This window comes from Polyangium sp. y55x31 (genome assembly GCF_029946505.1).
GTDB lineage: Bacteria > Myxococcota_A > Polyangia > Polyangiales > Polyangiaceae > Polyangium.
On sequence record NZ_JARZHG010000004.1, the window covers coordinates 355154 to 367847 of the forward strand.

General features: G+C 69.8%; 12 protein-coding genes. 2 read left to right on the forward strand and 10 right to left on the reverse strand.

The features are described 5' to 3' along the window. The first annotated feature begins 72 nt into the window (after positions 1-72). Positions 73-702, forward strand: coding sequence for a single-stranded DNA-binding protein (ssb, locus tag QHF84_RS10435; protein WP_348652855.1), 630 nt, complete (start codon positions 73-75; stop codon positions 700-702). Here the strand turns inward: ssb and QHF84_RS10440 are convergent, their stop codons facing one another. From QHF84_RS10440 to QHF84_RS10455, 4 genes are all read right to left on the reverse strand, one after another. After that, the gene (locus QHF84_RS10440; RefSeq protein WP_281313079.1) at positions 703-1359 is read right to left on the reverse strand and encodes a hypothetical protein; all 657 of its coding nucleotides are present in this window, start codon (positions 1357-1359) and stop codon (positions 703-705) included. 11 nt (positions 1360-1370) lie between these two features. Then, positions 1371-1760 (reverse strand): MerR family transcriptional regulator, encoded by a 390-nt coding sequence (locus tag QHF84_RS10445; protein ID WP_281313080.1) that lies wholly within the window; start codon positions 1758-1760, stop codon positions 1371-1373. Positions 1761-1765: 5 nt separating this feature from the next. Further along, entirely contained in the window at positions 1766-2092 is a 327-nt protein-coding gene (locus QHF84_RS10450) for an integration host factor subunit alpha (protein WP_281313081.1), read from the reverse strand. Between the two features lie 118 nt (positions 2093-2210). After that, on the reverse strand, positions 2211-3743 hold the full coding sequence (locus tag QHF84_RS10455; protein ID WP_281313082.1) for a cellulose synthase family protein: 1533 nt from the start codon (positions 3741-3743) through the stop codon (positions 2211-2213). Positions 3744-3988: 245 nt separating this feature from the next. Between QHF84_RS10455 and QHF84_RS10460 the strand changes: the two genes are divergently transcribed. Beyond that, a complete protein-coding gene (locus QHF84_RS10460) occupies positions 3989-5050 on the forward strand; it encodes a hypothetical protein (protein ID WP_281313083.1) in 1062 nt (353 codons plus the stop codon). 58 nt (positions 5051-5108) lie between these two features. Here QHF84_RS10460 and QHF84_RS10465 read toward each other — a convergent pair whose 3' ends face one another. From QHF84_RS10465 to QHF84_RS10490, 6 genes are all read right to left on the reverse strand, one after another. Continuing rightward, positions 5109-8375 (reverse strand): MopE-related protein, encoded by a 3267-nt coding sequence (locus QHF84_RS10465; protein WP_281313084.1) that lies wholly within the window; start codon positions 8373-8375, stop codon positions 5109-5111. 217 nt (positions 8376-8592) lie between these two features. After that, positions 8593-8958 (reverse strand): response regulator, encoded by a 366-nt coding sequence (locus QHF84_RS10470; protein ID WP_272419547.1) that lies wholly within the window; start codon positions 8956-8958, stop codon positions 8593-8595. Between the two features lie 153 nt (positions 8959-9111). Then, entirely contained in the window at positions 9112-9870 is a 759-nt protein-coding gene (locus tag QHF84_RS10475) for an ABC transporter ATP-binding protein (protein ID WP_281313085.1), read from the reverse strand. Then, positions 9867-10679 (reverse strand): ABC transporter ATP-binding protein, encoded by an 813-nt coding sequence (locus QHF84_RS10480; protein ID WP_281313086.1) that lies wholly within the window; start codon positions 10677-10679, stop codon positions 9867-9869. The genes QHF84_RS10475 and QHF84_RS10480 overlap by 4 nt, the downstream gene beginning before the upstream one ends. Further along, positions 10676-11908 (reverse strand): branched-chain amino acid ABC transporter permease, encoded by a 1233-nt coding sequence (locus QHF84_RS10485; protein ID WP_281313087.1) that lies wholly within the window; start codon positions 11906-11908, stop codon positions 10676-10678. Before QHF84_RS10485 ends, QHF84_RS10480 begins: the two co-directional genes overlap by 4 nt. 58 nt (positions 11909-11966) lie before the next feature. Then, complete coding sequence (locus tag QHF84_RS10490) at positions 11967-12638, reverse strand: ClpXP protease specificity-enhancing factor SspB (RefSeq protein WP_281313088.1); 672 nt, start codon at positions 12636-12638, stop codon at positions 11967-11969. Positions 12639-12694: the final 56 nt, after the last annotated feature.

A 12694-nucleotide genomic window follows, 5' to 3' on the forward strand; every position in this document is an offset into this window, starting at 1 on the left:
ACGTAAAACCCTCGCCCTTGACGCGTCGTCATGAACGGGGGACATCCTGGCGAGGAGAGGAAGGACAAGTCGATGGCGGAAGGCTTCAATCGCGTCATGTTGCTCGGAAATCTGGGCGCGGATCCCGAGCTTCGGTTCACCCAGGGTGGCCAGGCCGTGCTCAACCTCCGCCTCGCCACGACCGAGAGTTACCTCGACAAAGACAAGGTCCGCCGCGAGCGCACCGACTGGCACAACGTCGTCGTGTGGGGCAAGCGCGGCGAGGCGCTGGCGAAGATCCTCGGCAAGGGTTCGTCGCTCTTCGTCGAGGGCTCGCTGCGCACGTCGAGCTACGACGATCGCGACGGCAACAAGCGCTACAAGACCGAGGTCATCGCGAACAACGTGATCCTCGCCGGTCGCGGTCGCGGCGCGCCCGCCGGCGACGACATGGGCCCGCCCGCCGACTTCTCCGGTCCGCCCGCGCGCGGCGGCGGCGGCGGTGATTACAGCGACTTCAGCGGCGGTGGTGGCGGCGGCGGCGGCGGTCGCGGTGGCGGCGGCGGCGGCTACGGCGGCGGTCGCAGCGGTGGTGGTGGTGGCGGCGGCGGCGGTCGCAGCGGCGGTGGTGGTGGTGGTGGCGGCGGCGGTCGTCCCGCGCCGGATCCCGGGCCTCCGCCGGATGATTACGGCTACGACGGCGGCGACGACATCCCGTTCTGATCAAGGCGTCGGTCGCGGCCTGCGCGCGAGCAGCACCGCGACGAACAACACGCCAATCCCCAGGCCGAGCAAGGCCGCATCCCGCGGCCGCTCGGCAGCCATCAAGATCGTACGCACGAGGAGGCTCGGCGGCGGCGGCGGCACGAGCGACGCAAGCTCGGCGTTCGTCACGAGGTCGGCGCAGCGCTCGCTCGCTCGTGGTTCCTCGCAGACGAACGTACACAGCACCGCCTCGCTCGCGGCGCCCTCGAAGCCGAGCACGTGCCGTCCCCGGAGCACGACGGGCCTCTCGCCGCGCATGCCCTGCCCCGTGAGCGCTTGCTCGAAACGGCCCTCGTGCCGCGTGATGCCCTCGGCATCCCAGCGCTCGAGCGTGAGGCCGTCCGAGACCGCGCCCCGCGCGATCGACGTCGCCATGCCGAGCACGATCTCCTCGACGCCCGGCGCGAAGCGGTCCGACGGCGCCTCCACGCACGCGACGCGCAGCCGAAGGCCCGCCTCGTCCACGAAACCACGCCGCAGGCCCACGCGCGCGCCCCTCAGGCTCGACACCACGATCTGTGGCAGCGCCTCGGCGCGCTCTTCCGTCGCGCCCGCGGGCACGCCGAAACGCACGATCGCGCTGCCAGAGAGCGCCTCCTCGCGCCGCTCGCTCATCGCGCGCCGCTCTAGCTCTTCTTGCCCGTGGCCTTGGGCTCGTCGAGCTCACGCATCATCGCGACGAGCTCGCTCCGGATGTCGAGCAGCGCCTCGCGCATCTTTCGCGCTTGCTCCACGCTCGGATCGTCCTCGCCCGGCGGCTCGATGCCGCCTTCGCGCAGCTTGCGGCGCGCGCCCGCGATCGTGAAGCGGTGCGCGTAGAGCAGGTCCTTCACCTTGAGCAGCGTCTCCACGTCGCGGCGCGAGTAGACACGCTGCCCTTTGGCGGACTTCTGCGGTCGGATCGAGCGGAACTCGCTCTCCCAGTAACGGAGCACGTGCGGCTCGACGCCGACGATCCCGGCGACCTCTCCGATGCGGTAGTAGAGCTTCGCAGGAAGCTCTCGACGCCCGGACAAGCCGCTCACTCCTCCGCGACGGCGGAAGCCGCGGCGCCGCTCGCCCCAGCGACGCGCGGGTTCAGCGCGTGCTTGAGGATCTGGCTCGCCTTGAAGGAGAGGACACGGCGCTCGGTGATCACGATCGGATCACCCGTCTGCGGATTCCGGCCCTGACGCTGGCGTTTGTCGCGCAGAACGAAATTGCCGAAGCCCGAGATCTTGATCTTCTCTCCGCGGCCGAGGGTCTCTTTCATCGTCTCGAAGACGAGATCCACGAGGTCCGCCGACTCCTTCTTCGAGAACCCCCCGAGCCGGCCGTAGACGGCTTGTACGATTTCGGCCTTGGTCATAGACGAAGTCCCGCCCTTACGACGCCGAGGATAAGAGCCCGGGCCAGGAATATCCAGGGGGGAGTGATGTGGAACGGCGAGGAGGGGCGCCCGAGCGGCGCGTGAGGGGGAGAGACGATCAGGCAGCGAGCTTGCCGACGGGCTGCTCGGCGGCAGCCGTGGGCTCGCTGGGACGCTCGCTCGGCGTGGCGAGGAGCGGCGCGGCCTCGCGGCGGCGCGTCGCCTGCTCGTGCGCCACGAGCATCGCCACGTAGCCGTAGCCGATCGTGAAGAGCGCGGCGAACGGCGTGGCGAAGTAGTGGCCCGTCTGGAGCGAGGCGACCGTCGAGCCGAACGAGAGCAGGCAGAGGCCCGTCTCGAGGAGCGGCAGGTCGGCGCGGGCGCGGTAACGGCCCTTGTTCGTGCCGTGCTTCGGCGTCCGGACGAACTCACCGGCCATGTGGCGCAGGCCCTCGAAGACCGCCTTCGAGAGGTGCGGCGCGAGGCCCGTGCCGAGGGCGATGAGCATCGGCAGGCGCGCGAGGGCGTTCGTCCGGGAACGGCCCTGCGCCGTCTCCGCGAGCATGTAGAACGCCGCGAGCGAGCCCGTCGTGGCCACGCAGAGCGGCAGGTCGACGATGATCATCGTGAGCGTGTCCGTGGCCGGCATCAGCACGAGCGCGGGCAGGAGCAGGACGCTCAGCGTGACGAGCAGCGGATACGCGAAGTGCGGCGTGAGGTGGAAGAACGCCTCGAGGCGCTGCGCGAAGGAGATGTCCGAGGCGAGCACGCGCTTGAGGAGCTTGCGGGCCGTCTGCACGGTGCCCTTGGCCCAGCGGTACTGCTGCGCGCGGAGCGCCGAGACGTCCTCGGGCAGCTCCGACGGCGAGACCACGTCCTCGCGGTAGACGAACTTCCAGCCCGCGAGCTGCGCGCGGTACGAGAGGTCGAGGTCCTCGGTGAGCGTGTCGTGCTGCCAGCCGCCGGCCTCGTGGATCGCGTTCTTGCGCCACATGCCGCCGGTGCCCGAGAAGTTGAAGAGCAGGCCGGCGCCGTACCGCGCGCGGTTCTCGACGAGGTGGTGGCCGTCGAGGCTGAGCGCCTGGACCTTCGTGAGCACCGAGTGCTCGCGGTTCAGGTGGCCCCAGCGCGTCTGGACCATGCCGATCTTCGGGTCGGCGAAGTGACCGACGATGCTGCGAACGAACGAGGGCTGCGGGATGAAGTCCGCGTCGAAGATGGCGACGAGATCGCCCTTCGCGACCTTGAGGCCCTCGTCGAGCGCGCCCGCCTTGTAGCCGACGCGGTTCGTCCGGTGCAGGTAGACGGCGTCGACGCCGCGCTCGCGCAGGCGGTCGACGTGCGCGCGGACGAGCGCCTGCGTCTCGTCGGTGGAGTCGTCGAGGACCTGGATCTCCAGCTTGTCCGCCGGGTAGTCCATGCGCGCGGTCGCGTCGAGCAGGCGAGCGGCCACGGTGGACTCGTTGAACAGCGGGAGCTGGATGGTCACGCGCGGCAGGTCTTCCTCGGCGATGTGCGGCATCTGCTTCGCGCGCTCGATCTCGCGGCGATGCCGCAAGCACAAGAACACGAGGTGCAGCCGGTGCAGACCGTAAGCGCTGAGAGCGAGGAGGACAGCGAAGTACAGGACGACGAGCATCGTGTGGAGCATCGTGCGCGCCTCCCTCGGGCGCAAAAAAACTGCGGAACAACGAGGGAGTACCAGAGGCCGGCCGTCACAGTTGTCATGGACTTGTAAAACGTTGTCTCGGTTTGTCTCTGCTCGTCACGGCCTGCCGCGACTCCCCGGCCCTCCGTGACAACTCATGACGAACCTAGACACTTCGCCGAGGCGCGAGGCGCCCCGGGAGCGGCCGCCGTCTCGCGCTGCCCAGGCACGCGGGTTACCTTTCGGGGGTGAACGACCGATCCGTGCAGACGACCCGCGCCGCGCTCGAGGACCTCAAAACGCGGCACATCGCCTTCCTCAAAGCGCGGCTCACCTCGCCCGCCGCGCGCGCCGAGTGGCAGAAGACCGTGGCCGACGTGCTCGACGAGCTCAGGTTCGCGCCGCTCGGTCGTCTCGTCGAGCCGAGCTCGCTCGCCCTCGCGCTCGAGAAGGCGATCACGAAGCAGACCGTGGACGGCTCGCTCCGTCCCGCGATCGAGCGGCTCGCGCGCGAGGCGCACGCGCTGCTCGTGAAGGAGCGCGCGACGATCGGATCGTTCGTCCCGGAGCACGCGCAGAAGGCCCTCTCCACCCTCTTCGCGCGGCCCGACGTGCTGCCGCCGAAGCTCGTGCGCGAGGTCGCGGAGAGCGAGGCCGCGCGCGAGGTGATGCGCGAGGTGATGCACGACGCGCTGAAGCAGTTCTCCGAGCGCGTGAACCCGTTCGTCGCGGAGTGGGGGCTGCCCTCGCTGATGAAGAAGCTCGGGCCGTTCGGCCTCGGCGGCGTGGGCAAGTCGATCGACGGGATGCGCGTGGACTTCGAGAAGCGGCTCGATCCGGAGATCCGGAAGTTCTTGCTCGGCTTCTCGCAGAAGGCCGTGAAAAACGCCGCGGAGTCGATCCTCGCGCGGGGAGGAGAACCGCCGTTCGTGGCGCTCCGGCAAAGGCTCGCAGGGTTTCTCCTGGAACAACGGTTCGCCGAGGTGCTGCTCGACGTCGAGGCGACGAAGCAAGGCGCGCGCATCGGCGTCGACATCGCGGCGCACCTCGCCGCGAACGAGGAGCTCGCGGCGCGGCGGCGCGCGTTCGTGCTCGCGTGGGTGAAGGAGAACGAGGCGAAGCCGGTATCCGAGGTGTTCGCGTCGCTCGGGCTCCCGGACAAACCTCCGCGCGAGATCGTCACCGCGCTCGCGGACGCGACGTTCCCCGCGCTCACGGCGACGATCGGGACGCCGGCCGCGCAGGCGTGGCTCGCGTCGATCGTGGCCGAGTTTTACGACGGGCTCGTGGCTTCGGATGAGGTGGGGTAGGACCTCACCGCGTTCCCCTCTCCCGCAGCGGCGGGAGAGGGGCGCGTGAGGCGGGTGCTCAGGCCGCGCGGCGGCGGCGCGTCGCGAAGAGCAGGCCCGCGACGAGGGTGAGCGTGAGGGGCAACGCGCCGCCTTGCGCAGGCGCAGTGCGGCAGCCGCAACCCTCGGGGGTCGGCGGCGGCTCGGGCTGGTTGTCCGGCGGCGGCTCGCTCTTGCACTGGCCCGCCGCGCCCGACGTCGACGTGCACACCTGCCCGTCCGGGCAGCCGTTGCCGTCCACGGCGCGGCAACCCGCGACGCAGTGCTGATCCGTGCAGATCATGCCGCTCGACGCGTCGCCGCAGTCCGCGTCCTGCGTGCACTCGGGCGGCGTGACGTCGTCGCCGGCGAAGAGCGGGTTCGTCTCGCCCGGGTCGACCACGCCGTTCACGTTCGCGTCCTCGGCGCCGTCATTCTTCGAACCGCCGTCCGTGTCCGCGATGAGCACGTACGTCTTCGTCGCGCCGTTGTCCGCGTCCGCGACGCACTTCTGCGCCTCCGGGTCCGTCCCTTCGCCGTCGCACGAGCGGCCCGCCTCCGTGCCGTCGGCCAGGCCGTCGTTGTCGGCGTCGAAGTCCTTCAGGTTGATGCCGCCATCGCCGTCGGTGTCGTCGCTCGGGTTCGGCTCGGCGCCGTCGGCGAGGCCGTCGTCGTCCGAATCCGCGTCGTTCTTGCCCGTCTTGAGCGCGTCCTCGAGCGCGTCGCTCAAGCCGTCGCCGTCGCTGTCGACCACGTCCACGTCATCGGACTTGTCCTTCGGATCGAGCTCGCCCGCGTTGACCACGCCGTTCAGGTTCCCGTCCTCGGCGCCGTCGATCACGCCGCCGCGGTCGGTGTCGCGGGCGACGGGCGAGGTCTTCGTGCCGCCGAGATCGCCGTCGGCGCGGCAATGCCCGGCCATCGCGTTCGTCGCCGGGTGCTGGCAGCCCTTGCCCGCCTCGGTGCCGTCGAAGAGCGCGTCGTTGTCGCTGTCGACGTCGCGCACGTTGAGGATCCCGTCGCCGTCGGTGTCGTCGCTCGGGTTCGCCTCGTCGCCGTCGAGCAGGCCGTCGTCGTCCGAGTCTGCGTCCTTCTCGTCCGTGCCGAGCGCCTTCTCCAGCGCGTCGCCGAGGCCGTCGCCGTCGAAGTCCTTCGTCGTGTTCGCGTCGCCGGCGTTGTCGGGGTTGCCCTCATCGAGGTCGACGACGCCGTTCAGGTTCGGATCCTCCGAGCCGTCGCTCTTGCCGTCGCCGTCGCTGTCGGGGTTCAGCGGATCGGTGGACGTCTGGCCGACGTCGCCGTCGGGCCGGCAGTGACCGAGCTGCGCCGCGGTGTCCGGATCGTTGCAGTCCTTGCCGAGCTCGGTGCCGTCGAAGAGGCCGTCGTCGTCGCTGTCCGGATCGAGCGCGTTGATGACGCCGTCGCCGTCCGAGTCCTCGTCCCAGAGGGGCTCGTCGCCGTCGATCACGCCGTCGTCATCGCTGTCGGCGTCGTTCGGGTCCGTGCCGAGGAGCTCCTCGATCCCGTCGAACAGGCCGTCGCCGTCCGCGTCGCCGCAGCCGTTGTCGATCGTGCCGTCGCAGTCGTTGTCCTTGCCGTCGTTGCAGGCCTCGAAGACCGGCGCCCCTGGCACCGCGGTGCAGGCCACGCCGCCCTGGGCGTCGCAGATGTTCACGCCGCTCGTCTGGCACTCGCCGAGGCCCGCCACGCAGGCGTCCCCGAGCCCGATGCCCTCGTCGGTCTGGCCGTCGCAATCGTTGTCGATGCCGTCGCACTTCTCGTTGAGGCTGGGGTCGTTGGCCGTGGCGCTGCATTTCGTGCTGTTCGGCCCGTCGCAGATGACCTTGCCGAACACCTCGCACGCGCCCTCGCCCACGGAGCAGGTGACGCCGAGGCCGAAGCCGTCGTCGATCTGGCCGTCGCAATCGTCGTCGACGCCGTTGCAGGTCTCGGCGACGCTGCCGGGGGCGATATCGCCCACGCACTCGAGCACGCCCGCGTTGCAGTTGTTGTGGCCCGGTCCGCAGATCGACGGGTAAGGCGTCGAGCAAGGCGTGCCCGACTCGGGGTTGTTGTCGTCGACCGTGCCGTTGCAATCGTCGTCGATGTTGTTGCAGACCTCGGGCGACGGGTCCTTGGGCACGGCCGTGCACTCGACGTTTGGCCCGACGCACTGGAGGATCCCGGGAGTGAAGCACCCGCCGACGCCCCCGCCGCAGGGTGTCCCGTACGAGGAGCACTCGGGCACGGTCACCGTGATCGTGCAGTAGCCACTGACGTTCTGCTGGTTCGTGAAGATGACCGCGACGACGTGCGTCCCGTCGTCGAGCATGACGGGCTTCCAGGTGAAGGTCGCCGTGTAGGGGCTCGGCTTCACCGTGCCGGGGACCGGGTTCATGCTGCCGACCGAGCCGATCGACGTCATCGTGAGGAACGAGTTCGACGTGCCGGTGACGTTCGTCGTGAGCGTCTGGCCCATGTCGACGACGAAGCTCCCGCTGCCCGTGCACGTGGGGACGGGCGACTGCACGAGCTCGATGATGAAGTCGAGCGCGGCGCTGCTGATGTTGTTGTTGAGCGGGTTCGGCGACTCCAGGATGACCTGCACCGCGTACCGCGTGCCGGCGACGCCGCCGTTCGTGTCCCAGGTCAGCGTGCATCCGGGTGGGGTGTTGCTCGGCGCGAGGGTCGGCGCCTTGTTGTTGATGACGGGCGGATGCACCGAGTTGGCGAGGATCATGCCGGTCTCGGCCTTCGTGGCGAGGCGGCAGGTGACCGGGGTGCCGTCGGGATCGACGGCCGGGATCTGGATCGTGCGGATCCCGTTCACCTGCATCTGGATCATCGCGGGGATGACAGAGACCGGGTTCGCGGTGTTGCCGGGCGTGAGGTCGACCTTCGCCTCGACCCGGTAATCGTCCTGGAGCGGCTGGTTGCCCATCGGCTGGACGCGACAACAGTCCGAGAAGTACGCCGTGTATTGCCCCGCCGTGGGATAGGTGTGGGTGACCCGGTAGCGATAGAACTCGTATTCCTTGCCCGCCGCGTCGAACCCCGAGCCCACGTAGCTACCGGTCGTGGAGGGGTTCGAGGTGTTGTCGCCGAACTGGAGGGCCGACGTCCCGACGAAGGAGTCCTTGTGCCACGCCGTCGTGACCTCGAACGCGACGGTGCGCGGCTGCGTGTCCGGATTGGGGATCGACCAGGTGATGTTGCCGTAACGCATGTGCGTCGCCTCGGCGCGCCCTGCGAACACGAAGACGCAAAGCGCCGCGAGGACGGCGAGGAAGCCCTTGAATTTCGACATCGGTCCTCCGGGAAGGGCGCGAACGAGGCGGGGGCCTCGGCGGGGGCGCGCCGTCGGAAGGTGGGCGCGCCTCATCCCCTTGGTCGATCGTCCGACCAGGGGCGGCGAATCGTCGCCTTTCCCGCCGCGCTGCGCAAGCACGGCGCGAGGACACGCCTACGTGTCCGTCGAGCCACGACGAGCACGAGAGCGCTTCAGAGGATCGAGGTGAATCGGTTCAGGAAAAGTGCGCCGCAGCTTCGACGGCCGACTCGATGTGGCCCAAGCCGCGCGCGGGGCACGCAGGGACCGCGGGGGCGAACGCCTCGACGTCGAGCAAAAGCTCCTGCCCCGCTTCCTCCGTGAGGAGCACGAGCGGCAGCCGCGGATACACCTTGCGCACCTCCTCCACCTCGGCGTGCGGATGATCCTTCGTCGCGAGCACGAGCACGTGCGGCCTGCGCGACGAGACCGCGCTCCGGGCCCCGTCCAGGGCAGAGCAGGTCGACACGTCGTAGTGATGCGCGGAGAGGAACGACGCGAGATCACCGGCGCTCGTGGGGTTCTCGTCGATGACCAGGACGCGTATCGATGCGTTATCCATGATGGTTCGCCCTTAGCAAAAGACGCGCCCGTGGGCCCAGAAGCCGGCGAACCCGCGAAGACGGGTTCGGCGCGGCGCACGGGGCAGCGCGGTGCGATCGCGCGTGCACATCACGTGCCGCGTCATTACGCAGCGAGGGCGCGATCGGGAGCGCTAGCCGCCGAGGTACGCGGCGCGGACCTCTTCGTTCTCCGCGAGCGCCTTCGAGTCGCCGGTCATCGCGATCTCGCCGGTGCGGAGCACGTACGCCCGCATGCTGTATTTCAGCGCCAGGCGCGTGTTCTGCTCGACGAGCAGGATGGTCGTGCCGGCCTGCGCGACGCGGGCGATCGCCTCGAAGATGTCCGCGACGAGCCGCGGCGCGATGCCGAGCGAGGGCTCGTCGAGCAGGAGCATGGAGGGCCTCGCCATCAGCGCGCGGCCGATCGCGAGCATCTGCTGCTCACCACCCGAGAGCGTGCCGCCCTCCTGCTTCATGCGCTCGCCGAGCCGCGGGAAGAGGCGCACCACGTCCTCGAGCGTCTCGTCCATCGCCCCGCGGTTCTTGTGGTTCCAGGCGCCGATCTCCAGGTTCTCGCGCACCGTGAGGTTCGCGAAGATCGCGCGGCCCTCGGGGACGAGCGAGATGCCGAGGCCGACGATCTCCTCGGCCGGGACAGCCGCGAGGTCCTTGCCGTCGTAGACGACCTTGCCCGTCGCGATCGGCAAGAGGCGCACGATCGTCTTCAGCGTCGTCGTCTTGCCCGCGCCGTTCGCGCCGATCATCGCGACGATCTCGCCGCGGCGCACCTCCAGGCTCACGCCCTTCAGCGCCTTGATGCCGCCGTACGAGACGGCGAGGTTCTCCACGACGAGCAGCGGCTTGCCCGCCTCGGCCGTCGGGGCCTTTCGCGTCGGGTGCGCGGTCTTCACGTCGCGGCCTCCTCCTCGGCTGCGGCTGCGGACGCGGCCTCGTCCGGGGTCTCTTCGCCGAGGTACGCGGCGAGGACCTTGGGGTTCTTGCGGATCTCCTCGGGCGTGCCGTGGGCGATGGTCTCGCCGTGGTCGAGCACGTGGATCTCCTCGCACACGCCCATGACGACCTGCATGTTGTGCTCGACGAGGATGACCGTGAGGTCGAAGCGATCACGCAGCCAGCGGATCTGCTTCTTCAGGCCCTCGGCCTCGCCGTAGTTCATGCCCGCGGCCGGCTCGTCGAGCAGCAGGATCTTCGGCTCGAGCATCATCGCGCGGGCGATCTCCAGCCGCCGCTGGTTGCCGTAGGAGAGCGAGGTCGAGGTCTCGTCGGCGAGCTTGTCGAGGTCGAAGATCGCGAGCAGCTCGAGCGCGCGGCGCTGCATCTCGGCCTCGTCCCGGAAGAACGAGGGCGAGCGGAGGAGCGCCGAGAGCAGGCCCGAGCGCCGCCGGTTCTCGCAGGCGACGAGCACGTTCTCGAGGACCGTGAGCTGGCCGAAGAGGCGGATGTTCTGGAAGGTGCGGGCGACGCCGCGGCGCGCGATCTGCGCGGGCTTGAGGACCGAGAGCTCCTCGCCGGCGAAGCGGATCGAGCCGGAGTCCGGCTTGTAGACGCCGGTCACGAGGTTGAAGACCGTCGTCTTGCCCGCGCCGTTCGGGCCGATGAGGCCGAAGATCGAGCGCTCGGGCACCTTGAAGGTCACGCCCCCGACGGCGCGCAGGCCGCCGAAGGTCTTGGTCACGCCCTGGAGGTCGAGCGCGCTCACTTCTCCGCCTTTCCGGTGAGGGGCCCCGTCTCGCTCTCGGGGTTCGCCTCCGCCTCGGTGCGCGCCGGCAAAGGCTCGGGCGGGGCGTGGCTGACACGCTGGCGAGGCTTGCGCCGGATGATCTCGCGTTCGCCGAAGATGCCCTCGGGGCGCAGGATCATGAGGCCGATCAGCACGGAGGCGTAGACGACCATGCGCAGCGCGTTGAGGTCGAGCGACGGGTAGGCCGCCTGGAGCGCCTGCACCGACTCGAAGCGCTGGAGCTGCTCGATCATCTTCACGGTGAACGTGACGAACACGCCGCCCACGATCGCGCCGGAGACGCTGCCCGAGCCGCCGAGGATCACCATCGTGATCGCGTCGAACGAGTAGGCGAAGGTGAACTGATCGGGCTGCACGGTGGGGTTGCCGTTGCGCATCGACGCGAGCATCGCGCCCGCGACGCCGGCCCCGGTCGCCGCGATGACGAACGAGGTCACCTTGTACCGCGTCGGATCGACGCCCACGCTCGCCGTCGCGATCTCGTCCTCGCGCAGCGCCCGGAGCGCGCGCCCCCAGCCCGAGAACTTGAGCCGCCACGCGATGATCACCGCGACCACGGCCGCGCCGAAGATCCAGAACGGGCCGGCGTACTGAGGCACGCCGTTGCGATCGGGCCCCGCGTAGCCGTTCTGCCCGCCGAGGTAGGCGAGGAACTTCGCGATCGGCCCCTCGACGTCGCCGCCCGTCTGCGCCGTGGCGATGACGAGCCGGAAGATCTCCGCGAATCCGAGCGTGACGATCGCGAGGTAGTCGCCGCGCAGCCGGAGGCTCGGCAGACCCACGACGAGCCCGAAGATCGCGGCCACGCCGCCCGCCGCGAGGATCGCCGCGGGCATGACGATGAACGAGTTCGAGAAGAGGATGTCGTCGACGCCGAGCGCCTTGTGGATGTGCCCCGCGACGATCGCGGCCGTGTAGGCGCCGATCCCCACGAAGCCCGCGTGGCCGATGGAGAACTGACCGGCCATCCCGTTGATGACGTTCAGCGAGAGGGCCACGACGACGTTCACCAGGGCGAACAGCACGAGCTGTTGCAGGGCCACGTCGGGCACGAGCGTGTCGAACCCGAACTCGAGCCCCACGACGGCGCCGAGGAGGGCCAGCGTGACCAGGATGCGGCGCAGGAGGGGGTTGGGCGACGCGGCTCGGCTCGTCCGAGCACCGTCTCCCAAGGTCGAGGGGGACATGGGGGGGTGAAAACTCGCGCGGCCGGCTCCCACGGTCAAGCAGGAGCGACGCGTGTTTTTACTTCACCACCCGCAGGTAGGGCGGCAGCTCGCGGCGCGGCTTGCGACCCGGGACCGGCGCGGGCGCTGCCTGCGGGCGCGGAGACTCCGTTGCTTCCACGGTCTTCGGCTCTTCGGCGCTGCTCGCCGCTGCCGCCGCTTCGTCCGACGCGCTTTCCTTCGCGGCCGTTTCTTCGGCCGACTCGGCCCGTGCCGGCGCGGACTCCTCGGCGAGCGGCTCGGACTCGGACTCGGACTCCTGCGGCGCAGCGGAAACTGCGGTGAGCTTGGGGCGTGGCCTCTTCGCCGCGGGCTTTTGCGCTTCCTTCGCTTGTTGCGGCGGCGCCTGCATTTGCGCGACCACCTCGGGCGGGATGTCCGTCGGCCACATCATCCCCCGGCCATCCTCGCCGACGAGCGCGTAGATCGCGTTCCACGGCATGCGGCACCAGAAGGGCGCCCGATCGAACGAGAGCGTGCAGGAGATGCCCTCGTCGTCGACCTTCATGTCGGGGATCGGGATGAACATGTTGAGCCCGATTTGCAGGACGAGCTGCGGCTTGTCGAGGAAGCGCTTCGGCACCAGCACGCCCGGGCGTCGCGGGTCGAGGTGCACGAACATGCTGGGCCCCTCGAGCAGGGCGAGCGCGACCTCCTTCTTGGGCGGGAGCTTCTGGTGACCGTCGGACATCTCCTTTCCGATACCCTGTAAGCGCGCTCCTCGCCAAGCCCGGAATGCGCGAGCCG

What these genes read in the sequence shown, in the direction of transcription:
- ssb (WP_348652855.1), top strand. Translation starts at nt 73, where the DNA reads ATGGCGGAAGGCTTCAATCGCGTCATGTTGCTCGGAAATCTGGGCGCG.
- QHF84_RS10440 (WP_281313079.1), bottom strand. Translation starts at nt 1,359, where the DNA reads ATGAGCGAGCGGCGCGAGGAGGCGCTCTCTGGCAGCGCGATCGTGCGT.
- QHF84_RS10450 (WP_281313081.1), bottom strand. Translation starts at nt 2,092, where the DNA reads ATGACCAAGGCCGAAATCGTACAAGCCGTCTACGGCCGGCTCGGGGGG.
- QHF84_RS10455 (WP_281313082.1), bottom strand. Translation starts at nt 3,743, where the DNA reads ATGCTCCACACGATGCTCGTCGTCCTGTACTTCGCTGTCCTCCTCGCT.
- QHF84_RS10465 (WP_281313084.1), bottom strand. Translation starts at nt 8,375, where the DNA reads ATGTCGAAATTCAAGGGCTTCCTCGCCGTCCTCGCGGCGCTTTGCGTC.
- QHF84_RS10470 (WP_272419547.1), bottom strand. Translation starts at nt 8,958, where the DNA reads ATGGATAACGCATCGATACGCGTCCTGGTCATCGACGAGAACCCCACG.
- QHF84_RS10485 (WP_281313087.1), bottom strand. Translation starts at nt 11,908, where the DNA reads ATGTCCCCCTCGACCTTGGGAGACGGTGCTCGGACGAGCCGAGCCGCG.
- QHF84_RS10490 (WP_281313088.1), bottom strand. Translation starts at nt 12,638, where the DNA reads ATGTCCGACGGTCACCAGAAGCTCCCGCCCAAGAAGGAGGTCGCGCTC.